Raw genomic sequence first — 25,166 nt, 5'->3', positions numbered from 1 at the left:
TGGTCCCTATCGCCCGAACAGTTTCTTCATCATGTCGCCGGCCTTCTGCATATCGGAACGATCGTCGGCAGGCGTCTCCGGGGCCGTGGGAAGATCATCTTGCGGTACCGTAACGGCCGGCTGCTGCACCGTGGGTCTATTTCTTGAGCTGGGTTGTTCTGCCGGGGGCATACCCATGCCTTCCCGACCCATCATGCCGCCCATCATTCCGGCCATGTCGAATTTCGTGAATCCTTCCGGCACCTCGAACAACTTCGGATCCTGTTTGCCGACCTTCAGGTTCTTCAGCTCCGTCGTCATCCGCCTCTTCTCGTTGCCCTCCTTGTAGAGCAGATCTTGTTTGACGGCAATTCCGTCCTTCGTTCGCCAGGAGAATCCGCCATATTTTTTCCCGTCCGTGCTGGTGGCGATCGTCTTGTATTTGGTTACCTTAACCCCGTCCAGTGTTTCCTCTCCAACCACGGTCTCCTCGAAATCCCATTTCGAGATGTCTTTACCCTTGTTTTGAGCTGCAGCCTTCTCCATGGAATGCTCCATGTACATGTGTTCGGATGGCATCAGTTGCCACATCACTTTGGTATCGTACCGGAAGATCATGACCACTCCGTCGCCGCTCCCGGTCAGCAGTTCCTGGCGTTCCTTGGTAGGGGTGACGAAGACATGCTGTTCGATCGTCCCGTCCTCAGTTTGCATCACCGAGTCAGCGGAATATTCCGCCTGTGGCCGGCTGAGTTGAGCCGCCCAGAGTGGGGTGGAAACGAACATGCCGGCGAGCACGATCACTGCGCACAATCGTCGTGTCATGGCAGACTCCTTCATGTTGTGAAATGGGTTCTCGTGTTTGGAACAATTGACATCCCGTAAGACTGCCAAGAGTTGCAACAGGATGCCATGTTGAAAGCGTAGTCCGTTGCCTCATGAGAAGTAAAGTGCTACGGAGGGGGTATGCTCAGTCGAGGCGGAACGATGAGGCTAGGAGGGGACTCCGAATTTCTTGAGCTTGGTCAGCAGTGTTTTGTAGTCGATGTCCAATGTCTTCGCGGCCTGGGTCTTATTGCCGTCGCAGGCATCGAGCACCCGTTGGATGTGGCGCCGTTCGATCTCATCAAGCGAAAGACCCGACAGGTCTTCGGCCCGCTGTGTGCCCGTTGACGGCGGGAGGACTTGCGCCACGTCATCCCGGCTGATCGGGTCTGTGCCGGGGGTCATCAAGACGATTCGCTCGATCACGTTCCGCAATTCCCGCACATTGCCTGGCCAGCGGTAGGCGGTCAGTTGTTGGAGGGCTTCCGAGGACAGAGTTCGCCCGGCTGCGCCGGGAACAGGCCGCGTGCGGAGGATGTGCTCGACTAGTGCGGGGATGTCCTCTTTCCGCTCACGAAGAGGCGGGACGCGCAGGGTTATGGTGTTGATGCGGTACAGGAGGTCGTCCCGGAAACGGCCTTGATGGACAAGTTCCTGAATGTCCTGATTGGTGGCGCCGACGATGCGCACGTCCGCGTGCAGGGTGCGGGTGCTGCCGACGGGGCGGTACTCATTGCGGTCGAGAAACCGCAAGAGGCTCACCTGCATCGGTCCCGGCATCTCGCCCAGTTCATCCAGAAAGAGCGTGCCTCCTTCGGCGGCCGCGATGAGGCCGGTCCTGGCGGCGCTGGCACCGGTAAACGAGCCTTTTTCATGGCCGAAGAGTTCGCTTTCGAGCAGTTCCCGGCTGACGGATCCGCAGTTGATGGCAAGGAACGGCCCGGCTGCCCGGCGGCTCAGATCGTGGAGCAGACGTGCCGCCACTTCCTTGCCCGCCCCGGTTTCCCCCTGAATGAGGACCGGCGCGTTGGAGGGAGCCACTTGCGTGATCTGGGCCTTGAGTGTGCGCCAGGCCTGACTCGGACCTTCCACAATCACGTCGCGTGTGAAGCCTCCATGCCGGGCCGCCAGGTTTTCTTTCCGGAGCGCACGGACGGTCTTGAGCTTGGTCAGCGCCGCTTTCACCACGCCGGCATCGAACGGCGTGTCTTTCACGAGAAAATCCCAGGCGCCCTGTTTGATGGCATCGACGGCGTCTTTCACGTCGCCATGCCCGGTGAGCATGAGCACATCGACATCGGGCTGATGTGCGACAATCCATTTCAGCACGGCGCGGCCATCCATGCCGGGCATCCGCAGGTCCGTAATCACACAATCATACGGAGCCGCTTGCAACGCCTCGATGCCGGTCTGCCCTTGTGTCACGGCGGTGACCTGGCATCCCTCTTCGCGCAGGGCCTGCTCCAGGACCAGGCGGACATAGGATTCGTCGTCGATAATAAGTGTGCGCATACTCTGTGTTTTGAGCTTTCAGCAATCAGCGTGGTCTCGTCTCCGAAGCGGAACGCTGACGGCTGAGCGTCTCCTGGCTGTCCGGAAACGCGAGATAAAACGTGCTGCCCTGGCCGGGCGTGGATTCAGCCCAGACTCTTCCGCCGTGCTTGTCCATCACCAGTTTGACGATCGCGAGGCCGACGCCGGTGCCTTCGTACTCACCGGGGCTGTGAAGGCGTTCGAAGAGCCCGAACAGCTTGTCGGCCTGGTGGGCGTCGAAACCGATGCCGTTATCGCGAATCCAGAAGATCCGTTCAGTCGGTGTCTGCTGTCCTCCGATCGTCACGGCCGGTGTGGGGGTGCGGGCGGAAAACTTGAGCGCGTTGTCGAGCAGGTTGGTAATGGCCTGCCGGACGCTGACCGGTTCGCCATACAAATCAGAAAAAGGCAGACTCACCGTGATCTTCGGTTTTGCGCCCGAGAGCTGATGCTGCCGGTCGACTAACAGACCCGTGACCATCTCCATCACGTTGAAGCGGATGCAGGGCAATTCCTGCTGCTCCAGTCGGGAATACTTCAAGAGGGCGTCGATCATGTGGGTGAGGCGCAAGGCGGAGGAGCGGATGACGCCGATGTGATGGATCAACTGCGGGTCATTCGATTCGGCGAACTGCTTTTCCAGGAGGGATGAAAAGCCTTCGATCTCGCGCAGGGGGCCTTTCAGATCGTGTGCGATGGAATAGGTGAAGGCTTCCAGTTCTTTGGTCTTGCGGATCAGCGCGGTGCCGTGGTCCCGCAGGCTTGTCAACATGGTGGTCAGCGAGCCGGCGAGGGCCCCGACTTCGTCGCGGCTGGGCCAGGGCTCGAATTGCGCCGCGAGGTCATGGTGGGCCACACGGTCGGCGGTGGCCGCCAGGCGCGTGAGCGGGTTGGCCACGTGCCGTTTCATCATCCAATAGACCGAGACGATCAGCAGGGCAAGGACGCTCAGAATCCCCATCACCATCGTGCGGGCTTGATCGACCAGGCGGTCCCCCTCGATCTTCATTTCCACGTCGATCTTCCGATGGACTTCGATCAAGGAGGCCAGGGCTTCTTTGGTGCGGGTCGCCGCTTGTTCGTACGTGGATTCCGTGGCGGCGGGATCCGGGCGGTGTTTGGCGAGTGAGGCTGCCAGATCCTCCCGTTGCGCGCGCAATGAGGTCAGCCCATCGGCGATGGCGACGATGGCCAGATCTTCCTGCTCGGCCAGATCGATCCGGCCGTGCTGTTCCAACATGCCATAGAGAATCGGGTGGGTGCGGGCGGCGTGGGTGGCTTGATAGGTGTCGAGCGCGGCAAGGGTGCGGCGCTCAAGGCCGTTGATTGCGGCAAAGCCGGCGGCACGGTCTGCGCCGGTGTGATGGTCCCGGACATGGTGCATCAGCGTTTCGATGTCACTGATATTGCGGAGCATCTCCGAGGCCGTCACGACGCCGGGGATGGTAATGCGCTGGTGCCGATCGACGTAGCTATTGACGCGGGACAGATAGACGAGTGTGGCGGAGAAGCTGCCGACGAGCAGCAGCAGGATCAGGCCGAAGGCAACGGCGAGTTTTTTGCCTATCGAGAGACGGGCGATCCAACCGACGGGTGTCTGAGGCATGGGCTAAGGTAGCACAGCGAAAGAGTGCGCACCAGGGTTCTGCGCGGGGGATGTTTCTCCTTCGGCTTGGCATCAAACTGAGGGGAACTGGTCCCTGGGGCGTGTTGGATGCACCTCAGTGAGCCCGCGCCAATTCTTCGACGGCTTTGGTCCAGCTGCCTTCCTGGCCGAACAACGTGCTGAACACCTTGTCCCATCCTCCCAATTCGGCGATGGTGAAGAGGGCCGGCGGCTGCACGAATGTTGTGGCAAAGGATTTGGCCGTGGACTCGTTGGTCGGACGAAAGGCGAATTCCGCGAAGGCGCGTTGGGCGTCGTCGCCGTAGAGATAGGAGACGAACGCTTCGGCGAGATCCCGCACCCGGTGCCGGTCGGCATTCCGGTCGACGACGGCGATCGGGTTTTCGATCAGCACGGTTTCGGCGGGAATGATGAGTTCATAGGGTCGCCCCTGTGTGATTCGGGGCGCCAGCTCATTTTCGTAGGTGACGATCACGTCTCCCACGCCCCGCTCGAACGTCGTGACCGACTCGCGGCCGCTCTTGTCCATCACTTTTACGTTGCGTTGTATGCGTTTCAGTAGATCGCTGGCATACTGCTCCGCTGCGGAGTCCGGGAGCCCGCGCTGCTTACCAAGCTTCAGTCCCGCTCCGTAGATGGCGATGACGTCCCACATGGCTCCGCCTGAGGTCTTCGGACTCGGATAAAGGACTTCGACGCCGGGTTTGGCGAGATCCTCCCAGTTCTTGATGCCTTTGGGGTTGCCCTTGCGCACGCCCAGCGCGACGACTGATGTGGTCACCACGCCCTTCCGGGGCCCTTGTTTCCAATCGTGCGTGACGAGGTTTCCTTTCACTAATTGTTGCAGGTCGCTTTCCAGCGACAGGGCCGCGACATCCGCCTCGAGCCCTCCGATGATGGCCCGTGCTTGGGCTCCGGATGCAGCGAATGATGTGTGGATGCGAATGGTTTCGCCGGTTTTCTGTTTCCACTGTTGTTCGAACGCGGGAATGATCCGCTTCTCGTAGGCTTCTTTCGGAACGCTGTAGGCGGCGAGCAGCAGTTCGCGTGTCTCTGCAACGGCGGGAACCGCCTGACTGGAGATGAACAAGGATGCTGCCGTGAGTAGGTGGACTATTGTGCGTCGCATGGTGCCAGTGCTCCTTCGGTCTCTATGGCTTGGGCACAGTAAATAATTGCGTCAGGTCTGTAGGATGGCCTTCGTTGTCGCGGATCTGACGGCCCCGCTTTTGGAAAAAGACGGGAAGGCCGCGGCGTGTGGCCTCGGTCCTGACTTTTCTTGCCAGGGCGTGGCTGATCCGATCCAGCACGACCACCACGGCTTCCGTGTCTTTGGGAATCGCCTTTCCTGTATCCCGTGTTTTTCTCCCGCTCCAGTGCAGGACCTTTCCCTGTCTGCGACCGGCACGGTGCCGGAACGTCTCTGCTGAATCACCGCCGACAACGAGAATGGTCATGGCTGCCTCCCTGGATAACTCGATGGATGGCAGCAGGAGAGTCCTGCTGCCATCCGCTCGGTGCATGCCACTCAAGGCTGTGGCGCGACTCTCTGCTGGCGAGGCTCCAGACCCGGATAGACGGGGAGGGTCGCCAGGGCCTCTTGATAGCGAATATGAAGTTCTTCACGCTGATCGGGTGCGAAGAGCCGTCCGCCTGAAATGACCTTGGCCAGATAGTCTTCCGGCTCAAAGGTGGCATCGAAGGCGGCAGATCGTTCCGGGACATTCGGCATCTGCCGGTCGTACTTGCCGATGTCGGGGCCCGGACTGTGCCGATCGTGCACTTCACTCAAGGCCAGGACGAGGATGGTGCCGCGAAGGGAGAGCCATCCTGCGGTTGTTTCTTCTTCCCCCTGGTCTGTGGCATGACTCAGTTGAAAGCGCACCCGCTGGGCCGGCGTGGCTTGTGCCAGCCCTTTCGAGAGCTGCGGCGCCAGCAGTACGATTTCCTCATCCCGGAACGCACGGGTCCGGTCGGCTTGCCCGCTGAACAATTGGTGGATCGCGTTTCGCCGTTCCCAGACCCGCACATTGCGGAGCAGGGTGCCGATTTCGGTCGCGGTGAGCGTCGCCGGGTGTGTGTTCGCAGATGAATCAGGGTCTCCTTCCACCCGGATCGTGTTGAAACCGGACTCATAAATCGTCTTCTGTGGCACGGCGGGCTGCGTTGCGCAACCGGTGATGAAGAGCAGCCCAGTCAGGAGGAACAGTCCTCTTGATGACCACGTATGGGTCTGTGGTGTTAAATGTGTTTCGCGGTTCATGGTTTCACCTCCTGCTGTTGAGTCACGCCGGTATCTTGTGATGCTTGATCGAATCCATGTTCCTTGAGCTGGTCTTGAGTCTGGGGTGTCAACAGAAACTCGATAAAGTCTCCGGATCCTGAAAGATTCTTGGCGGTCCAGACGATGGCGACTCCGTAACGGATCGGAGTATGCGAGTCAGCCGGGGCTGTATCCAGAATACGGATGTGTTCGTCCGAAGCGGCATCCGTCCGATAGACGATGCCGACTTCGGCCTCGCCTTTGGCCACCAGATCCAGGACGGCTCGGGAATGTTCGCCGTACACGTGCTTGGCTTTCAGTTGGGGTTCGAGCTTGCTGTATTTGATGAATTGAAGTGCCACTTTTCCTACGGATGAGGTTTTCGGATCGCCGATCGCGATGCGCCGGATAGGAACCGTGTGCAGGTCCTGAATCGAGCCGATCGGGGCTGGAAGGGTAGTGCCGGTGATCAGTACCAGTGAGGTGCCGGCATAGACACGCTTACTGCCTTGAATGACGAGGCCCTTCTTTTCGAGCTGGTGGATTTCTTCGAAGAGCGATGGCAGGAAGACATCGACCGGCGCGCCCTCTTCAATTTGCTTCCGGAGAGTTTGCGACGGGCCATAGATGACCCGGACATTGATCTCAGGATGCTGGGCCTCGAACAGCGGTAAGACTTTCCGGAAGGCATCCTTCAGGCTGTTGGCCGCGGCGATGGTGAGGGTCTCGGGCTGTGCATGCACGGGTGGCGCTGTCCACAACGTGGAGGCAAGGACGCCTAGGGACAACAAAATCCTCGACAGGTATGTGTGGTATTTCATGGGAGTCCTCATGATGAGATGTGTGGTGTGACTCACGTCGCCTTAGAAGTAGAACTGATACTGCACATTGATGCGGTTTTCGATGAGCTTCGCTCCCCATCCAGGTAGAACCTCGAACGGATAGCGGTCCGGTGCACGCCCGCCGCTCGACATTTGGATATTGGAATAATCGATCACGAGCCGGTTGTTGTAGGTGCCGTCGAAGCTGTAGTTGATGGCGGCGCCAAACTCGTGGGTCAGGTCATTTCCTTGCTTTGTTGATGGATCCATGAATCCATATCGGGCCGCAACCTCCAGCTTGCGGGGGATGATGTACTTTCCCACCTGCGCGTACCAACCCCAGGCCTGACCGAGGTCGACCGGGGGGCCTGGCACGATGGCGGTATTGGGTGCAAACGGAACGGTTCCGCTATCGCTGTTCCGGACCCGCTGGTGCCGATAATACGCTTCGCCTTGGAAGGACCACCCTTGATACTTCGCAATGAAGTCGACTTCAGAGGTTTGGAAATCGTAGATGCCTCCAGCGAGGAGCCGGCCGTTGAAGCTATTGGCGATGGCCTGGCGATAGGCCCGGTCAACAATGTCGGACCGAATGGAACTCAGGTAGTTTTGTGCCGGGTTATAGGCATATCCGAAGGCGATGGCTGCCTGCGGTGTGCGTGAGTTGAGAATGTCTCCCTGGCCATAGCCGGGATTGCCCGCGATTTTGTACAGGAGCCGGGCCGTGTACATCATCTCCCCGGTCATAAAGCGGGTGTCATAGTTGTAGGTTCGCGCATTACCGTTGTAGGCGTTGGTGGGGGTATTGGGGAGGTACTGACTGACGGCAGTGCCTTCCCTGGTCAGGTTTGGTCCGGTTCCATTCCAGATGCCGATGGCATAGTTGAATTTATATTGATCCTCGTCGCTGAGGATGCTGATGCCGAGGTCACGACTGTTGACTTGATTGGCGGCAAAGGCTCTCTGGACAATCAGGTTATCCGCGTACGTTGACGTGGCGATCGAGCTGATGAGGGCGCGATTGAACCAGACCCGCTGTTGTCCGGCCTGAACTGTCAACCAGGGGATATGCCAGGACGCGATATAGGCGTCCTGGAGGGCGACTCTGCCGTTGCCGCCTTCTTGATTAAATGGCGCCTGATCCATCGCCAGGGAGATGTTGTAGCGTATGTCGGGATCGAAGGCATATCCCATGAATTGCAGACGAGCCCTGGGAACCGTAAAGGTGCTCGAGTTGCTTTGGTTTTTGACGGCTCGAAACTCCACCTGGCCGCCCAGAATTTCCGGATTCCGTGAGTCACCGACCGTTCCCCAGGCGTTATTGTATGTACTGTAGCTGTAGCGGGCCTGGGTGAGCAGCCGAATCTTCAGGAAGAACTTTTCTCCGACGCGGATGTTGAGGCCATTGTTCACGTCGATGCCGAAATTCAGCCGCGAGACGCGTTCTTTGGTCTCAATCTGCTTGAGGCCTTTCTCATACTCCTCTTGCGTGATGAGTCCCTTGAGATAGAGATACTTCAATCCCGGGTCTTCGCCGGAATAATACTCCCACTTGCCGTCCTTCTTGACGAGTTGGCCTTCCTCGACCGCCAGCGCACGCGTGGTGCCTGTCAGCACTGCGAAGCCGGTCATGATGAGCAGAAACACACCGGGCAATTTCATGTCGCCTCCCCTTTGTCTTGCCGAACTTCCGATGGCGCGGTCAGTTCGTGGTGCCAGTAAACAGATGTGTGTATGAAGCGCCTCCAGTTGTCTGGACGGCTGGTGGTTAGCGTGAGCGTCGACAGCGATGGGGGTTGGTCATGGGCGTCTCACTGGTGAAATCGGGTGGTGGTGGGGTCCAAACGGAATTTTTCCCTCCGTTCGATCTGAACAATTTTCGAGTCGTGGATGACGATTTCGATGGATCCATAGCGAATCTCCTTCAGTGCGTATCGAAGGATGTCATCTGCGCCCTTGGGGAGATTTCCTTTGATTTCCATGTGCCTAGGACCAACGCTCATCAAAGTACATAAACCCGATCAAGAATCATATTTATTTAAATATAGTAAATGAACTCACATTGTCAACAATTAATTTATCGAATGATTAAATTTGTAAAAGACGACAAAATGAGGCGCTCACCTACTGGCAAATGAATTTTTCTTGATGCAAACATGATTGACAATTGTAAAGTGCATTTGCTATTTGATTCCGCATGCCGCAGCGAAAGCCAGTTCCCAGAGTTCCCTCTACCTTTCTGAATCGCCTCAAGGAAATCCGTGTCGCCAAGGGGCTTTCGCAGGCAGAGTTGGCGACACGCGCCGACATTACACGGCAGGCCATTTCATCCATCGAAGCCAATCGCTATCTCCCGACTACAGTTGTGGCTCTTCAGCTTGCGCGTGTGCTGGGTACCTCCGTTGAAGACCTCTTCTCTCTGCAATCCCCTGGTGAAGTAATCGAGGCGCGTCTCATCGATGTGCCCGGGCAGGGGAGCGCTGAACGTCCGCTGTCTCGGGTGAAGGTCGTGAAGGTGAGCGGGCGATTTTTCGCTCGACCCGTGACCGGTCTCGGCGAAGTGTTGAGCTATACTGTGGCGGCTGACGGATATCTTATGTCGCAGGGGGCGGCGGGGCGGGGACGGTCGGATGCTCCTGTCGCTCAGGTGCGGCTCTCGCGGGATCGTCAGGCGATTGAGCAGGAGATTGCGGTGGCGGGATGCGATCCGGCGATCTTCCTGGCCGGCGAGCATCTTCGTCGCCTGAAGGACCAGACCAGTGTGGTGGGCTGGACGATGGGGAGCACCGCTGCGCTCCAGGCCTTGCAGCGGGGCGAGGTGCACGTGGCCGGCATCCATCTTACCGATGCCTCGACCGGCGAGTGCAATCTGCCGTTCCTCCGTCGTCAATTGAAGGCGAGCGCCTATGAGGTGATTACCTTTGCCGCCTGGGAAGAAGGATTGCTGGTGCGGCAGGGCAATCCCAAGCAGATTCACGCCGTGGCCGACCTGGTGCGTGATGACGTGACGTTGATCAATCGGGAGGAAGGGGCCGGGGTCAGGCTGCTGCTCGATCAGCGGTTGCGCGCCGCGGGTTTGGTCGGTTCACAGGTGAAGGGCTATGATCGCACCGCAGCGTCTCACCTGCAAGTCGCCCGGCTGGTCGCGGAGGGCCAGGCGGATGTGGGGGTGGGGATCCGGTCTGCCGCCCAAAGCTATGGGCTCGATTTCATTCCGCTCCAGTCGGCCCGCTACGATCTGGTTGTGCCGAAAGCCTATCTCTCCAGTCATCCGTCTCTGAATCATCTCTTCGACACGCTGGCCAGCCGTCCCTTCCGAAATGAAATCGCCTCCATCGGTGGGTACGACACGAGAGAAACCGGTAAGCTGCAATCGCTGTAGTACGCCGCTGAATAATTAATTGGTGGGGACCAGACCATGCGAATAGCGACAACGTATCTCGCGACAAGAATAGCCCTTCTCGTTATGGGGGTGACGCTCGGACTCATAGGCCCGGTTTTCGGGGGCGAAACGCTGGTCATTGCGGGATCGCCAAGCCTGGCTGCTCCATTGGAAGCACTCGGCCGCGCATTTGAGACGACACATCCTGACGTGAAAGTCCAACTCCATTATGGATCCGGCCTGGATTTGCGACAGATGATTGCCACGATGCAGAACAGAGACGGAACCAAATATTTTATCGGCTCCGGTCCGATCCATGTCATAGCTCCAGGCGGCGAGGAACTGATCACGCGACTTGAGTATAGGAACTACGTCCTGCCTGAGTCCCGCACGCCGTATGCCACCGCCTCGTTGGTCCTAGTCGTGCCTGAATCGTTGGTCGATGCACCTTCCTCCTTTGAGGCACTCGCGCAAGATGTTCGCATTCGAATCGCGGTAGCCGATCCGAAATTAACCGTCCTGGGACAAAAGACAGACGAGCTTCTTCGTGCAGTCGGAGGGGCGGAGACATGGAAGGGTCGTCTGGATGTCGCGACGGATGCGAGAGGAGTGCTCGATCATCTGATGAACGGCAAAGCCGATGCAGCCATCGTCTTTGGGCCTGACGCAATTCGAGAAGCGAACCGTGTTCGCGTGGTCGCGGCGGCGTCAGGAAAGCTAGACCGTCCGGTCACGTATTCGATGGCGATGGAACGATTCTGTCCGAATCGCGCTCTCTGTGAAGAATTCCTGAGCTACGTCCGGGGTGCTGACGCGGAAGCGATCATCAAACAGCTGGGGTATGGAGTGCCGGCCAACGGAAAAAAGGAAGTCAACAAAGACCACCTGCGCGCTGAACGTGAGTGAAAAAACCTGAGAATGATCAGCGCGAATATTTAAAAATAGGGCATAGGCAATTTTTTTTGCCCTGTGATGCAACTATACAGGTCATATGGAAATCATAGTGGACAATAGTAATTTGAGCTGCACCATGAAGGAGGGTTTCGATGGTCACGGTTAAAAGCGGATGGAGGTTCCAGTTTGCAGTATGTGCCCTGGTGATGTTGAGCGTGGGCGGCATCGTGCTCGCGGGTTGTGCGCGACTCCCTTATACGACCAAAGTGGTGCATGAGGGGCCGCAGGTCAAGGTCGCTTTGCAAAAGGAAGTGAAGCCTGCGGGATATTCTCATCCGGCTCAGCTGACGGCCGAAGAAGTGACCGCGATCTTGCGCGGGTTCTCGCTTCGGGAGGAGCAGCAGTTGCCGCTGCGATGGTTTGCAGAAGAGGTTCCTCCTAAGCAGTTATTCCGGGAAGATGAACTCGGGCACCTGGCCGTTCACCTGGTCGATGGGCTGCGTGCGGCTGGACCGGAAGAGCGGGTGCATTTCGCGTTGTTCGCACCAGGCATGAATCCGGCCGACTCGCGCAGCGTCACAGCAGGCTGGATTGCGATCAGAGAAGCAAATCTCTATCTCGGCATTGAATACTTCCATACAGAGGTTCCGATCCGGCACATCGATAACTACTACCAACACTACCCGTTACTTCCGCCTCAACCCAAAACGTATCTCCTGCTCTTCGAGCCCGGGCGATTCTGGATTACGGATCAAGCTGGGACTCGTGGCCTGGAATACCGGCAGTTCCTGAAAAACGTTCCCACCATTGGAACTCCCGGTACGGGTATGCAGTAACCCACTCTTTCACCGTCATCATTTAAATCGTCGTCATGGAGCTTCTTGCTGAATTGATCAAGGAGATTGGTGTTATGAACATTCGTTTGCGGGAAACGGGACTGCGGATGTCTGAACCACAACACAGGATGTGCCGTTGGGCGCTCTGCCTCACAATACTGGTGATGGCGGTGATAGGGATTTCCAATCCGCGCCCGGCTCATGCGGCCGAGGCTGGAAAGCTCGTAGAGAAAGAAGGGCAGTATGTCTTTGTCGAGAACATGGACCCGGCCACGCGGCTTCTGTTGGAGCGTGCGGTCAAGCAGGGCACGATCACACAGGAAGAATACAACAAGGTCATCGGGGAATCGGAACGAAGGACGCAATTGCTCCAGCCAAGTTTTCGGGCCTGGTACGACCGTGGATTTAACTTTTCGATGAACGACAATGCGTTCTTGCTGAAGATCCGAGGATTCGTGCAGATGCGGTTTACCCAGCGCTACCGCAACGATGGCTGGCGGGATCCCGGCGATGCCAAAAATTATCCCGAATTGCTCGGGGTGTTCGGCGACTATCGAGCGCAGCGCTCGACGAACGACGCGAGTACATTCAACATCAGGCGAGCCCGGCTCATGTTTATGGGACACCTGTTTACCCCCGATCTCAAATACTTTGTGCAGTTGGCCGGCGAGACCGCCGAGAATGCCCAAAATCCTGGGTCCGTACAGTTGATGGACGCGGCGGTGACGAGCACTCATGTGCCCTGGTTCAATGTCATGGCAGGTCAATATAAGGTATTTTTTAACCGTTCCCAGATCAACAATGCGACCTCGATGCAGTTCGCGGAACGATCAGGTGTGATGGATGCGTTTACTGCGAGCGGGTTGAACCGGCGCGATATCGGTATCACCATCATGAACGATGAAGAAATTTATCCCGTCAACTATTATTTCGGGGTGTTTAACGGTTTAGGGCCAGGGTTCAACCGCTTTGGCACGTACGAGAGTGAACAGCCGACAGCGGATTGTCCGGGAGGCCAGACCGGCGGCACATCCCCTGGTTGCTCCACGAATCAGCGGAACCTGAACGCAAACTTTCGATCAAGCGTCAGCCAGCTCATGTATTCCGCTCGATTGAACTTCAATATTCTGGGACGCCCCGGCTATGGAGAAGGGGACATGGCTTACTCGGAAACCCCCCAGTTAGCGGTCGGCGGCGGCTATGCTTACAATCCTGGAATCAATACGTCGACGAATAATGCATTCGTCGGCATTGACCTCGCCAACCTGAACGTCAGGCGCCAGCTGGCAACTTTCGGAAACGGTCGTCAACTCGGCTGGGGAACGTTGGATTATTCCACCTATGCGTTTGACACGGTGTTTAAGTACCGGGGGTTTTCGCTGCAGGGGGAATGGTATTGGAAAAACATCGACCGTCATCAAAAAAGCGCGCCCTGCATGCAGACCGCGAGTCAAACCAGTACCGCCTGTACGGCGTTCGCGCCCGGTTTGCTCGGCAATGCGACGGGCTGGTACGTGCAGACCGGCTATTTCTTGATCCCTCGGAAGCTGCAAGCGGCGGCCCGCTATTCCTATTGGGATCCGGACACCAATGCAGCAGGTGATCTCATTAAGCAGGCGGATTTTGCGCTCTCGTATTATTTTAGCGGCACCTACGATCACCAGATTCAGATTCAATACACCAACGCGTTTATGGGGACGGGTGGGTTTGCGATCGGCAGAAGTGCGCCACTGCCTAGTGGAGCCGGTGTTTTTCCTACCGGTACTTCTTCCGGGACTGTTCCCTTGGATGCGGTGCAGAAAAGCTTGATCGAAAATGCCATACGGATACAATACTCTATTTTCTTCTAAAGGGAGTGTGCTGTGATGACACGACTGGTTCTTATACTGGCCACGATATTGGTGCTGGGAATTACCGCTGTCCATGCAGAGGCTGGCGAGATCACTATCGCCGCGGCGTCGGATCTGAATTTTGCGTTTAAGGAGCTCGTCGCCGAGTATGAAAAGACCACTGGGGACCATGTGAAGCTGTCATTGGGGTCGTCGGGAAACTTTTACGCGCAGATTCAGAACGGCGCGCCGTTCGATCTGTACTTTTCAGCCGATATCGGGTATCCCAGGAAACTGGAAGAGGCCGGATTGACCGTGCCCGGGTCGCTCTATCGCTATGCGGTGGGGCGGATCGTCATCTGGACCGGGAACGAATCGAAGATTAGCGTGGGCAAAGGGTTCGATTCGTTGCGCGAGCCGACCATCAAGAAGATCGCCATCGCCAACCCGAAACATGCGCCGTACGGCCGCGCCGCGGTGGCCGCATTGGAATATGCCAAGGTCTATGAGCAGGTGAAGGACAAGCTGGTGATGGGGGAGAATATCTCCCAGGCCGCGCAATTCATCGAATCCGGCGCCTGCGACATCGGGGTTATCGCCTTGTCTCTGGCCATGGCGCCCGCCATGAAAACCAAGGGGACCTATTGGGAGATTCCCGCGGAGGCCCATCCGCCGCTTGAGCAGGGCGCGGTGATTTTGAAATCGTCAAAACAACAGGAGTCCGCGAAGCAGTTCCTCGACTTTATCAAAGGGCCTCAAGGACAGGAGATCATGACCCGCTATGGCTTCACCTTGCCGAACTAATCAGTTCAAGGCAATCTTGTCCGCCGCGATGGCGCTCCTTTGTTCGGCCTGTTCCGAAGCGGTGTCGCTCACGCATGAAAGCGAGACGGGCGGGGTTGTGACCTATTTATTCAAAGAGGAGCGAGGCGGTCCGATGGGATCGCCGCATCGAAAGGATGCACTGAAGCGTATGGACCAGAAATGCCCTGCTGGGTACGCGGTGGTTCGAGAGGGTGAAGTCAAAGGCTACGGCAGCATGTCGAGTGTGGAAGGGGGGGAAGGAGAAGCCACGGGCCGGCGGTGGGGGATTCAGTTTCACTGCAAGTAGCGGGAGAAGCGCGAGGTATCAATCACCTAACAAAAGGAGTATGCGATGAAGCTCAGCGCGCGGAATCAGTTCCAGGGGACGGTGACGAGCATCAAGGAAGGGCAGGCGATGGCTGAAGTAGTCGTAAAGGTAGGCAACTTGGAATTTGTAGCGGCGATTACAGATGGGTCGGTCAAGGGGATGGGGCTGAAGGTCAACGACTCTGTACTGGTCGCTGTGAAGGCGACGGAAGTCATGATCGGCAAATAGCGTGCGTTGACTGTCGAGGTCGCGGCTTCCTACCATTGCGCCGGTTTCGGCAGGGTAGATCGTGACGAAGGCGAAATTGTGAATTGGACCGCGATCTGGGTCACCTTCAAATTGGCGAGTCTGACGTCACTTGCGCTCCTGGCCATCGGTCTGCCGATCGCCTATTGGGTCACGTTTTCAAAGTGGCGCTGGAAGTTTCTGGTTGAGTCGATTGTCGCGTTGCCTCTGGTGCTCCCGCCGACGGTGCTCGGGTTCTACATCCTCGTCGCCATCGGGCCGCATAGTCCCCTCGGTCGTTTCTATGCGGACCTGGTCGGCCATCCGCTTCCCTTTACCTTCGAAGGGCTCTTGCTGGCCTCCATTCTGTATAGTCTGCCCTTTGCCGTGCAGCCGTTTGCCTCGTCGTTCGAGCAGGTCGATCGTCGCTTGATCGAGGCCTCCTGGACGCTGGGCCGGTCCAAGGTGCAGACCTTCTTCCGGCTAATCGTGCCGCTCTCGACCGCCGGCCTCATCACGGGCGTGGTGCTGAGCTTTGCCCATACGCTGGGGGAGTTCGGGGTGGTGTTGATGGTGGGCGGCAATATCGCCGGGGAAACGAGGACAGTGTCGATCGACATTTATGATGAAGTCCAGGCGCTGAATTATGGGGGCGCGGCCAAGACGGCGTTTTTTCTCCTGGTCGTGTCGTATGTCGTGCTGCTGGCGGTGTATGCGATGAACCGAAAGGTCTGGTCGGCATGGCCGCAGAAGTAGCGATCGACATCACCAAGACGTATCCGGGCCGCCCGCCGATCCATGCGGCGATCCGGTACGCCCTCGATCAGGCGACCTCCCTGGTGCTGTTCGGCCCATCCGGGTCCGGTAAAACCACTGTGCTCCGCTCGATCGCGGGCCTGGAGTGGCCGGAGCGGGGGACCATCCGGTTTATCTCGCGTACGTGGCTCGATACCTCGGCGCGGGTGCGTGTGTCGCCGCAGCAGCGCCGGATCGGCTATATGCCCCAGGACTATGCGTTGTTTCCCAACTACACCGTGGCGGGAAACATCGGGTACGGACTCGCAGAGTTGTCGCCCGTCGAACGGACGAAACGGGTGGCGGAGATGCTGACGCTGTTCCAGTTAGAGGGCCTGGAGTCGGCCAAGCCGCGCGAATTGTCCGGCGGACAGCAGCAGCGGGTGGCGCTGGCGCGGGCCGTCGCGCCGCGGCCGCAGTTGCTGTTGCTCGATGAGCCCCTTTCCGCCCTCGACGCACCCACACGGGCACAGGTGCGGGGCGATTTGCGGCACGTGCTGACGCAGTTGGCCCTGCCCTCCATCATTGTTACGCACGATTGGACCGAAGCCCTGACCTTCGGCGACGTCATTGCCGTGATGGGCACAGGGAACGTGCTGCACGTCGGTTCGCCGCAAGACGTGTTCTCCCGCCCGAAGAATGCCGAAGTGGCCCAGATCGTCGGCGTCGAAACGGTGGTTGAGGGGAGTGTGAGCGAACAACGCAATGGTCTGGCCACGGTGCGGGTGAACGGCACGACGCTCAGAGGACTGGGGACGGATCCGGTCGGTGCGCCGGTGCTGGTCTGTATCCGGGCCGAGGATGTGGTGTTGGAGCAAGCGGGCAGCGGGATGACGAGCGCGCGCAATCATCTCGTCGGAACCGTGACCGCCGTGACGCCCCAGGGTGTGATGGTGCAGGTCACGATCGACTGCGGGTTTCCGCTTGCCGCGCTGGTGACGCGGGGGGCGTTGGAGGAACTCGCGTTGCGTGTCGGCAGTCCGGTGACGGCGGCAATGAAGGCCGGCGCCGTGCATCTGATCTCACGATGAAAAGGCGGGAAAGCCGCCGGCCTTATCAGCCTACACCATGGAGCTGAGAGTCCCATTCTTAATCAATATCTCGCTGTCGCCTCTTCCCCCGGCTTCTGTTGAAAAGTCCGTGCGTGGCAACAGGCTCACTCCCCGGTTGACGTGAATCCGCCAGCCGCTGGACAAGCTGTCTGGGTCTTGGCCAAAGCTTCCCTTTGGTTGTCTGCCACCTAGGGTGGGTGTTCCGGCGCATGGCGTGAATTACTTGCCATCGATGATGGGAGAAGAGATTCAGCAAGAAGTCCCGCTGCCGAGGAGCGATTTACGGGTCACTATTCACAGCGGCCCTTCATTTCAGTGAAAAGATGCTGATTTCTTCGCTTGACAAGGGGGATCTTGTCATGTAACCATTGGTTACATGATGACGGCGAATGATCTAAAGCGGATTCGAGAGGGCTTGGGGCTCACGCAACAGCAGCTGGCCGATGCATTGCAGACGACGCGAGTGTCGGTTGCCCGCTACGAGGCCGGGATGCGACGCATTCCCGGAATGGTGCTGGTGGCGCTCGAACAGCTCCAACGGCGGGCAGAGGTTCCGATGGCCGGGCTGGTCGCAGCCGGGTCACCCATTGAGCCGGTCCTGCAATCCGATCTCGTCGATATTCCGCCGAGCATGCTGCGCGGAGGAGAAACTTTCGCATTACGCGTGAAAGGCGAATCGATGAAAGACGACGGCATCCTGCCCGGTGATCTCGTCATCGTGCGGCGGCAGGAACATGCCCGCAACGGGCAAACGGTCGTCGCCTTAGTGAACCAGGAAGCGACGATTAAAACTTATTTCAGGAAGGACACGCATATCGAACTGCACCCCGCCAATGCGGCCATGCAGCCGATCATCGTGACCCCGAACGATCAGTTCCATATCGAAGGGCTCCTTATCGGTGTAATCCGCCATTGTGCCATCTAATCTTGGGAAGGAGGACAAGATGCTTACCGTAGGACAGACCCGTATGACGGACCGGTTGGTCAGCCTCGAACGAACCATCGATTCTTTGAACGGACAACTCCAGGAAGTCCGCTGTGAGCTGCATCAATCGAAGATTCAGCCGCTGCCGGTCCGGTTCTGGCGCAATCTGGTGGGATTCAAATCCGGTCAGGAATATATGTCGGCAGTGTGCAATCGGAAGGTCCGTCCGAACAGGAAGGTGGTCTCCCATGACGGTTCAAGAGCATAACGTCGAGTGCGCAGTGAGTGGACCCTGCGCCGAGTGCGGCATGGTGGTGGAGGGACGAATGGCCTCGGTGGATTGCGTCACACGCTCAAGAGTCGATCTGTGCCCGTTCTGCTGGCTGGTCAATCGTCAGAGACAGGTCTACTCAGGCGGGTGCTGCGGATAGGTGAGCGGGAAGGGCGGGCTTCGCCCGTGCAGGGCAAGCGTCCTGGTTCACGCCGGAAGGAGACTCATCGCGAGAGGGCAACCGGTTGCCTGGCATAGGGGCTTCCCGCTCATTTCTCCTGCCGGTCTCGATTATGATCGCACGGTTCTTCAGGTTTTCTATCCGTATGATGGCGAGGGCATCTCGCCAGGAAGTTTCATAAGTATATGATAGTAAAGAGTAAATTATAACTGATTTCGACTGGTTTTTCGTGATATGATCCCGTTGCTGCTTTCTTGGTGCCAAGGGGACTCCCCCGGCCAGAGAAAGTCGGGGAGGTGATGTGGCCATCACCTCCCCATTTTTTTGTCTCATTGCGATCTTCTCATTCTGCCATCCGCCCCTCGGACTCTCTGGCCGGATTCCATATCTCAGCCGTGACCCACGGGCCCTCGCTCTGACCAAGTCCCCCTTCCCGGTGGCGGTAGGATGACGTCTTGTCCGTCAGGGGTGACTCCAATCGGATGGAAGCACACCCGTTTTTCTCTTCTTCATGAAGCTCCGGTGTCGGATGATGAGCCGTCGCGGGAGTGGGTGCGATCAGGCGGACAAGCCGACAGGAAGTGCTGCGGGAAAAATTCTAACTGTGGTTGGTGCGTTCGAGATGCGGTTTCATCGAGCAGGAGTAAAGGTGAGGAGGCGACGTGGCCGCCGCCTCCTCATGGGCGCCTACTACTTCTTCTTTTTCGCGGCGGCCTTCTTAGCCGGCTTCTTCGCTGCGGCTTTCTTCGTTGCTGCTTTCTTCGTTGCCATGAGAACCCCACCCCCCTTCGGTGTCTGAATGTGAATTGCTGTGTCATGTATATCAGAGATTGTGCGGCGAGTAAAATTTTGTCTTCAGGAACTGTTGCGGCATGGTGCATGAGGCCGTCGGGCAGGGGCTGGTTCTGCCATCGCACGGGTGGGATCGCACCGGAGTGAATGCTGCTCTGGCACTGTGGCCACGCCGATGACCGATGTCGGGCAAGAAGAGGGCGGGAGTTGTTTCTCGTGCCTCCGTTCTGGGGTGAGGTCTCGGGCTGGGTGGACGAAGCTGAACAGGCGCCGGGAATGGTTGCCGGTTTATTCCGAGCGCGTCGACCACGATGCAGCGACGAAGGGTGGCTGGGCTGTTGAATGGAACGGTCATACCAATCAGGCGATGGGTTCCCTCCAGCGGTCATGACGATGAGGCCGGTAATGGCCGGAGCACGAGCGGTCTTGGTTTGGGAGCGGCATAGCAGTGAAGGTCTGTATCAGCGCGCGTCAGAAACGACCGACACCCAGCGACAGGTATGAGGATTTGCTTGGACAAAAGCGGATACCCCGGGATTCTTTATTCCGCCGCCGGAACAAGACGAAGGGCTCAGGGTTGAGCAAGCTTGGTGTGGCTGTAGCCGGGGGAACCTGCAGGTGTTTCTCCGCCGACGTCAGGATACGGGTTCGAAAGAGAACCTGCTCGCCTGGTATGAGATTGTCATCGATATCGCCCATGGTGCCGTTCTTCAGAGAGAATCGTGATGTTTCCTACGCGGCTTCCATTTTGTGTCTGGGCACTGCCGGAAGGCTCGGCTCCTGGTGGGAAGAGAATCCTGAACCCGTCCCTGCCGAGTTCGAGGTGATGGCCCCTTAGCCTAGTATCCAAGAAATCAGGAAAAGATCCGTTCAGGGATTGCTTCGATTACTTCAACACCGCGGCCGACAATTGCTTGGCCGGCCCGCCACCTGTCTTCCCGACATAGTCCGGGAGCACGCCTGAGAACTTCCCGACCATTTCGGACCCCATACCTGATCGGGAAAGGGCGGACTGCAATCCCGCGGTATCGCCAATCGGTCCGGTGACGGCTCCCCAAATCCTTCGCGGTCTCCATGTCCGTCTCTGATCCGCGGATCATCCTGGCGAGCGCGTTGAAGTCCCTACTGAGCAGTTTCTCCCCGTCAAAGGTCAGCATCGACCTGATTCCCCTATGGCCTGATTAGCGGTCACACCCGGTCGGCCGGTGAGCATCGTAACGAGAGGGTCGGTGAGTCCCGACGAGTGCATTTCTGCACAGTCGGAGACAGCGCTTAGAGCTCACATGAAGGCTGCCGCGAGAATCGACGTAGGGGACCTGCGAGGACTTCCTTTGGTTACGGGACGTGATGCGTCTCTTAGAATTACTTCACTACCGTGCTTAGTGCGCACCGCGGAAGTCTTCTGCCGATGCCAACCCGTCGGCGCGTCGTCACTGAGTTGAACGCCGTGTCGAGCCACCCGATGGAGGAGGTTGGGGCATGGTCATACTCGCGGCTGTCAATGGCGGCAGGCGCTGTGCATCTAAACGAGACGCCTACAAGGAAGTAGCAAGGCGACATTGGGCAGGCGATGGCCTAGAGCACGGGGACGCGAAGGGTCTTGCGATTACAAGCGTGGTGCTCCGGTCCGGCGTGTCTGTGCGGCTGAGGGGTTCTTTTGCCTGATGGGTGAAAAGGACAGGACCGGTGTTGGACCTATATCGAGCCTGATTCCGATCAACAGTCGGCCAAGAACCACCGTCGCCGCGATGAAGGCACTACTCCTCACCCAGTCGCTCAAGGACTGTGTGCCAAGTAAGACACTGGTCGAACTGAGAAGCCAGACTCCCGCTCCAATCGCCACAAGATACAAAGGCCGTGTTGTGTCAGCGACACTAAGGGCGACCGCTACTCCGACCGCACCTGTCAGCAGTGCGAGTAGCAGATACATCATATGATCTTTCTGTGCGGTGATCCCGTTGAAGGCGAAGACCAGTCCGGCAGCAAAGGTGATGCCGTAGACAATGGCCACTCCTTGGACAATCGCTCGCCACTGGATGGGTGGATGCCTGTCCTTCATACGGCTCAGGGTACGAGTATGACCTAGAGAATCGCTATCCTACGGAGGAGGGGCGTTGTCCGGGGGTAGTCAGGTCCCCGTTGGGCCGACGGGGGCATAGCGGCTCACAGCCGAGGTCGTCTTGTCATGTTATCCTCCCGTTGGTATCCGCAGCGGCCCGGCCAGTTCGGCACTGACCATTCTTAACAGTCGATCGATGTTGACCGGCTTCTGAACTGCCTCACGCGCCCCGAGTAGTGTGGCGATGGATAAGTTCTCGGCGAGACCGGACATCGCAATCACTTTGGCGTCGGGAAACCTTCGGGTTAATACCTCAATCAACTCGAAGCCGTTCATTTCCGGCATGGCAATGTCGGTGATGACCAAGTCCACTGGTTGCTCTTCATACAGGGCCAGGGCCTGACGGCCATTGACCGCCTCTTCCACGTCATAGCCGTCACGTTCCAGGGTCATACGCAGCAGCCTTCGTACCGGCTCCTCATCATCGACAAGCAGTATTGTGGCCATAACGATGTTCCTTTTTTTCTCATGCCGTCGGTGAACCTACGGTCCGGTCTACCCCCCTCACTCGTGCGCTGCACCGGATGGGGGGCTACCTCTTCCAGGATTAGACGATGGGTCACAGAGGTGCGGTACTCAATCCCTCCGCAGTCCGGACAGTGCCATGCGGAAATCCCCTTGGTGTTGACGGTTCCTCCGGAAACGACCACTTGTTCTTCCCGCATCAAGCCCTCGCAGCGTTCGCATCGCATGTGGCTCCCATTTCGTTTGCTGCGACTGGGTGCCTACCCACTACGAACAAGCATAGGCGTCGTTCTGTGAAGCCGATAGACCCAAAAGGAACTACGGACAACCTCAAAAGAGGGGCAGGTGTCAGAGGTGCCCTGCGAGGTGAGCGACATGAGCTGATGAGCTGGTAGGTATTTCTATTCGTAGAAACGCGGTATCTCTCAAGAGGTGAAAGTACGGTCACCCCAGTCACTTCTTCGAGGCGGGTAGTGGATGGATAGATCTCCTCATGAAGCGACGGTGGAAGGAATGAAAGAAGACTAGCGAGACGGTGCGCGAGTAACAATGCATCTGACGCGGCCTCCGCGTCTCTGAGGCAAACAGAGTTTTGCCCTTGCTGATTGATCGGGGCTGGCCGGCGGATGAACAGCAGCGAGGACCAGGAGTAATGCCGGCCGGCGCGCAGACCGGAGGGCGGGGCCTTTTCGGAGCCCGCTGGTCATTAGGGGAATTCAACCGTGACTAAATTCGGCAGGGGGTAGTTTATAACCGCAGGGTGTCTTCGGAACCGCACGAAAGATCAAGTCTGGTCGAAACCGTTGGACCGGTGACCCGTGGCTCGGTCGGACTCGTCTTAGGATCTAGAATAAAATTGGTGGCGGTGACCCGGATTGAACGGGTGGCCCGCGGCTTGGCTGGACTATTGGGCATATTTTGAGATCACGGTGTCGTACAGCCTGACCCGTTACGCTACCACTATAATTGTGTTTTACCGTGAGGCTAATTGTGTATCGCGCTCATCAAGCAAATGTTTGGACCTTGTTGTTCGTTTTGCTTTCTCTGCAACCTAGTCCTTTATGAACGATGAGGCCACCAAGGCAAGAATTGCAGAACAAATGAACAGGATGCCGTCTGTTCAGGGTGCAACGCAAGACCGATGTCGACGGTGAGAGACCGATCTTATTATGCAGGACGACAGGGAGGCCCCGCCGCAAGTCCAGCATCTCTGGTGCGGCTTGGGCTAGTTTAGTGGGGCTGGCTTAGGGGGAATCCTCATCCCTCGGTGCGGCGCAGCCGGTTCAGAAATGGTAGGCCAGTCCGGCGACTACATTGAACGCGCTGTATTCACCGCTGAGGCCATACTCCGGATCGAAGTTGGTCAGCGTGGCGCGGTTATACTTTCCTTCGAGAAAGAGTCCCCATTCCTCGGTCGCCAGGATTTTCACGCCTGCCTGGAGGTTGAGGCCGGGAACAACTTGGCGACCGTCGAACTGGGGGCTGCCCTTGAAATAGAACGCGCCGACACCCACACCCACATAGGGTTGAAAGACATCTCCCGGATAGCGGGCCACCAGGTTAAAGGCCACCGTGAACAATCGCAGAGCGGATTCCTGGACCTGCAATGTGCTGTTGATGCTTCGCTGGACCTGACAGGTCGCCCCCGGAATACAGGCCGGGGTAAAGTCCGGATTGTTGGGCAGGTACGTGACATCGTGAGTCGTGGACACGGTCTGCTGTTTAATCGTGGGTTGAGAGGTAAAGGCCTCCAACTCCACGCCGAGCCAGCGGAATCCTTCATCAGTGAAGAAATAGCCCGTCTTCGCACCGAAGATCGGAGATTGCTTGAGGGCCAGGTCCGACGTGCGAAAGGATTGTGTCACGGATCCCTGGGGCGGGTTGTCGAACGCGCCTGAAAACAGGTTGCGATCTTGCGTCAGCCCATACGTATCCATCTTCACATTCTTCAGCGATTGTGGGGCGCTCAAGCCCCCGTACCCGGCGACATACCATTCGGCCGTGACGGTCTCGACCGCCCCGATCGACACCAGCATGATGGTGAGAAGGCGAAGTGCGAGGATTATGGAGAAATTGCGGCTGCGGCCGGCACCAGTCATAAAAACTCCTACGCTGAACGTTCGAGAATGAATTCGGGGGCACAATAATCTGCAACCGGTGACGATGCCATTACGCCGAGATTAAGTTCCCGTTAAATTGAACCGGAGAGGCGGCACGTTATCGACAGAGTAGGCGGGAAAGAGGTGTGAGCCGCGCAGGGTGCTCAGCGGATATCGTAGGTCAACGTTTGCCGGTGCGTATTGCGGACGAGATCCACACGAATGGTTCGCTCACGCCGCAGTTGCTGAAAGAGTGACAGCAGCATCCCTGGGTCGCGCAGCTCTACGCCGTTGATGCGCTGCAGCACATCGTTCGTTTGCAGACCGATCTTGTCGAAGAATCCCAGCGGCATCACACTATAGAGACGAAATCCGTCCAGCTTGCCGTCCGTGAGGTAGGGCACGGCCTGCGCCTGCGTGAGCAGGCGCGTCGTGTCGGCGAGCGCGGCGTCGATCTCACGGCGGTCGAGGGTGCGCCGATGAGGACCTGTGGGGGGCGCGACGGCGAGAGGAACGACGGAGGCCGGCACTCTCCCGCGCAGGGTATGGACTGTGACCAACTCCAGCCATTCTTCACGGGTACCCTCGCGAAACAGGACCCGATCCTTCTCAATGGCCGCGAGCGCACCCACATTGGGAACGGCCTGGCCCAACCGATACAGGCTTTGCTGTTTGGAGGCCAGGTCTTCGAGGACAGCCATGACGCCGCCCTGTTTACCCAGCACGGTGCCGGACAGCGACACTTTCTTGGCGGCGTCGAGCGGTGGCGGCGGGGGGGGCGGCGGGGCGGTTGCAGTTAACTCGGTGCTTGCGCCGGGCGGAAGGATGAACAACCCGCTCTGGAGAATCACTTTGGCCGATTGCTGAGGCGTGTCCGGCGGCTCAGCCAGTTCCGGCGAGCCCGTCGGTATCGATGGGGATCGATCGGGCGGCAGATACAAGGTATCGGCCATCAGCGCGTTCGCCGAGTGCGCGACGACGAACGCCAGCAGGCAGAGGTAGGCTGCGAGAGCGACTCGTTTGGAGGCCGGAGACCATTTCTTAGACATTGTGTTCTCTCACATGTACAGATTCAGACAGGCGCATCCTAGTCCGGGTAAGTCACGCTCACAAGGGGGGAA

At 58.1% G+C, this 25,166-nt stretch carries 24 protein-coding genes; 11 read left to right on the top strand and 13 right to left on the bottom strand.

Annotated features, from left to right (window positions below; genetic code table 11):
• Nucleotides 1–6 precede the first annotated feature (6 nt).
• The 9 genes from ACO9S2_RS12760 to ACO9S2_RS12720 all read right to left on the bottom strand — a co-directional run bounded on the left by ACO9S2_RS12760 (nt 7) and on the right by ACO9S2_RS12720 (nt 9,030).
• A complete protein-coding gene (locus ACO9S2_RS12760) occupies nt 7–804 on the bottom strand; it encodes a DUF4412 domain-containing protein (RefSeq protein ID WP_423722761.1) in 798 nt (265 codons plus the stop codon).
• Between the two features lie 168 nt (nt 805–972).
• Complete coding sequence (locus ACO9S2_RS12755) at nt 973–2,316, bottom strand: sigma-54-dependent transcriptional regulator (RefSeq protein ID WP_423722760.1); 1,344 nt, start codon at nt 2,314–2,316, stop codon at nt 973–975.
• 25 nt (nt 2,317–2,341) lie between these two features.
• Nucleotides 2,342–3,943 (bottom strand): sensor histidine kinase, encoded by a 1,602-nt coding sequence (locus ACO9S2_RS12750; protein ID WP_423722759.1) that lies wholly within the window; start codon nt 3,941–3,943, stop codon nt 2,342–2,344.
• A gap of 115 nt (nt 3,944–4,058) precedes the next feature.
• The gene (locus tag ACO9S2_RS12745) at nt 4,059–5,093 is read right to left on the bottom strand and encodes a sulfate ABC transporter substrate-binding protein (RefSeq protein WP_423722758.1); all 1,035 of its coding nucleotides are present in this window, start codon (nt 5,091–5,093) and stop codon (nt 4,059–4,061) included.
• Between the two features lie 22 nt (nt 5,094–5,115).
• A complete protein-coding gene (locus tag ACO9S2_RS12740; protein WP_423722757.1) occupies nt 5,116–5,421 on the bottom strand; it encodes a DUF2325 domain-containing protein in 306 nt (101 codons plus the stop codon).
• A gap of 71 nt (nt 5,422–5,492) precedes the next feature.
• A complete protein-coding gene (locus tag ACO9S2_RS12735) occupies nt 5,493–6,227 on the bottom strand; it encodes a hypothetical protein (RefSeq protein ID WP_423722756.1) in 735 nt (244 codons plus the stop codon).
• Nucleotides 6,224–7,048 (bottom strand): molybdate ABC transporter substrate-binding protein, encoded by an 825-nt coding sequence (modA, locus tag ACO9S2_RS12730; protein ID WP_423722755.1) that lies wholly within the window; start codon nt 7,046–7,048, stop codon nt 6,224–6,226. The genes ACO9S2_RS12735 and modA (ACO9S2_RS12730) overlap by 4 nt, the downstream gene beginning before the upstream one ends.
• 42 nt (nt 7,049–7,090) lie before the next feature.
• The gene (locus ACO9S2_RS12725; RefSeq protein ID WP_423722754.1) at nt 7,091–8,710 is read right to left on the bottom strand and encodes a hypothetical protein; all 1,620 of its coding nucleotides are present in this window, start codon (nt 8,708–8,710) and stop codon (nt 7,091–7,093) included.
• Between the two features lie 149 nt (nt 8,711–8,859).
• The gene (locus ACO9S2_RS12720; protein WP_423722753.1) at nt 8,860–9,030 is read right to left on the bottom strand and encodes a YezD family protein; all 171 of its coding nucleotides are present in this window, start codon (nt 9,028–9,030) and stop codon (nt 8,860–8,862) included.
• Nucleotides 9,031–9,245: 215 nt separating this feature from the next.
• Between ACO9S2_RS12720 and ACO9S2_RS12715 the strand changes: the two genes are divergently transcribed.
• The 11 genes from ACO9S2_RS12715 to ACO9S2_RS12665 all read left to right on the top strand — a co-directional run bounded on the left by ACO9S2_RS12715 (nt 9,246) and on the right by ACO9S2_RS12665 (nt 18,386).
• Nucleotides 9,246–10,430: a substrate-binding domain-containing protein gene (locus ACO9S2_RS12715; RefSeq protein WP_423722752.1), complete on the top strand. Its 1,185-nt coding sequence runs from the start codon at nt 9,246–9,248 to the stop codon at nt 10,428–10,430.
• Nucleotides 10,431–10,466: 36 nt separating this feature from the next.
• Nucleotides 10,467–11,336 carry a molybdate ABC transporter substrate-binding protein gene (modA, locus tag ACO9S2_RS12710; protein WP_423722751.1) on the top strand — a complete coding sequence of 290 codons (870 nt, stop codon included), beginning with the start codon at nt 10,467–10,469 and terminating at the stop codon, nt 11,334–11,336.
• A 140-nt stretch (nt 11,337–11,476) separates the two neighbouring features.
• On the top strand, nt 11,477–12,160 hold the full coding sequence (locus ACO9S2_RS12705; RefSeq protein ID WP_423722750.1) for a hypothetical protein: 684 nt from the start codon (nt 11,477–11,479) through the stop codon (nt 12,158–12,160).
• 74 nt (nt 12,161–12,234) lie between these two features.
• Nucleotides 12,235–14,010, top strand: a complete 1,776-nt coding sequence (locus tag ACO9S2_RS12700) for a porin (protein WP_423722749.1) — start codon at nt 12,235–12,237, stop codon at nt 14,008–14,010.
• Nucleotides 14,011–14,025: 15 nt separating this feature from the next.
• On the top strand, nt 14,026–14,793 hold the full coding sequence (gene modA, locus ACO9S2_RS12695; protein WP_423722748.1) for a molybdate ABC transporter substrate-binding protein: 768 nt from the start codon (nt 14,026–14,028) through the stop codon (nt 14,791–14,793).
• A gap of 28 nt (nt 14,794–14,821) precedes the next feature.
• Nucleotides 14,822–15,100: a hypothetical protein gene (locus ACO9S2_RS12690; protein WP_423722747.1), complete on the top strand. Its 279-nt coding sequence runs from the start codon at nt 14,822–14,824 to the stop codon at nt 15,098–15,100.
• Nucleotides 15,101–15,145: 45 nt separating this feature from the next.
• Nucleotides 15,146–15,349, top strand: coding sequence for a TOBE domain-containing protein (locus ACO9S2_RS12685; RefSeq protein WP_423722746.1), 204 nt, complete (start codon nt 15,146–15,148; stop codon nt 15,347–15,349).
• 78 nt (nt 15,350–15,427) lie between these two features.
• On the top strand, nt 15,428–16,102 hold the full coding sequence (gene modB / locus ACO9S2_RS12680; RefSeq protein ID WP_423722744.1) for a molybdate ABC transporter permease subunit: 675 nt from the start codon (nt 15,428–15,430) through the stop codon (nt 16,100–16,102).
• A complete protein-coding gene (locus tag ACO9S2_RS12675) occupies nt 16,087–17,172 on the top strand; it encodes an ABC transporter ATP-binding protein (RefSeq protein ID WP_423722743.1) in 1,086 nt (361 codons plus the stop codon). The genes modB and ACO9S2_RS12675 overlap by 16 nt, the downstream gene beginning before the upstream one ends.
• A 397-nt stretch (nt 17,173–17,569) precedes the next feature.
• Nucleotides 17,570–18,118, top strand: coding sequence for a transcriptional repressor LexA (gene lexA / locus ACO9S2_RS12670; RefSeq protein WP_423722741.1), 549 nt, complete (start codon nt 17,570–17,572; stop codon nt 18,116–18,118).
• A gap of 19 nt (nt 18,119–18,137) precedes the next feature.
• Nucleotides 18,138–18,386, top strand: coding sequence for a hypothetical protein (locus ACO9S2_RS12665; RefSeq protein WP_423722739.1), 249 nt, complete (start codon nt 18,138–18,140; stop codon nt 18,384–18,386).
• 2,582 nt (nt 18,387–20,968) lie between these two features.
• Here ACO9S2_RS12665 and ACO9S2_RS12660 read toward each other — a convergent pair.
• The 4 genes from ACO9S2_RS12660 to ACO9S2_RS12645 all read right to left on the bottom strand — a co-directional run bounded on the left by ACO9S2_RS12660 (nt 20,969) and on the right by ACO9S2_RS12645 (nt 25,094).
• Nucleotides 20,969–21,421 (bottom strand): hypothetical protein, encoded by a 453-nt coding sequence (locus ACO9S2_RS12660; protein ID WP_423722738.1) that lies wholly within the window; start codon nt 21,419–21,421, stop codon nt 20,969–20,971.
• A gap of 129 nt (nt 21,422–21,550) precedes the next feature.
• On the bottom strand, nt 21,551–21,928 hold the full coding sequence (locus ACO9S2_RS12655; RefSeq protein ID WP_423722736.1) for a response regulator: 378 nt from the start codon (nt 21,926–21,928) through the stop codon (nt 21,551–21,553).
• A 1,301-nt stretch (nt 21,929–23,229) separates the two neighbouring features.
• A complete protein-coding gene (locus ACO9S2_RS12650; protein WP_423722734.1) occupies nt 23,230–24,045 on the bottom strand; it encodes an outer membrane protein in 816 nt (271 codons plus the stop codon).
• Nucleotides 24,046–24,209: 164 nt separating this feature from the next.
• The gene (locus ACO9S2_RS12645; RefSeq protein ID WP_423722733.1) at nt 24,210–25,094 is read right to left on the bottom strand and encodes a type II secretion system protein N; all 885 of its coding nucleotides are present in this window, start codon (nt 25,092–25,094) and stop codon (nt 24,210–24,212) included.
• Nucleotides 25,095–25,166 lie beyond the last annotated feature (72 nt).

The sequence above is a fragment of the Nitrospira sp. NS4 genome (assembly GCF_049546785.1).
In the GTDB taxonomy this organism is placed as follows: Bacteria; Nitrospirota; Nitrospiria; order Nitrospirales; family Nitrospiraceae; genus Nitrospira_D.
The sequence above is the reverse complement of the archived record's forward strand: the minus strand, read 5'-3'. Positions and strand labels throughout refer to the sequence as shown.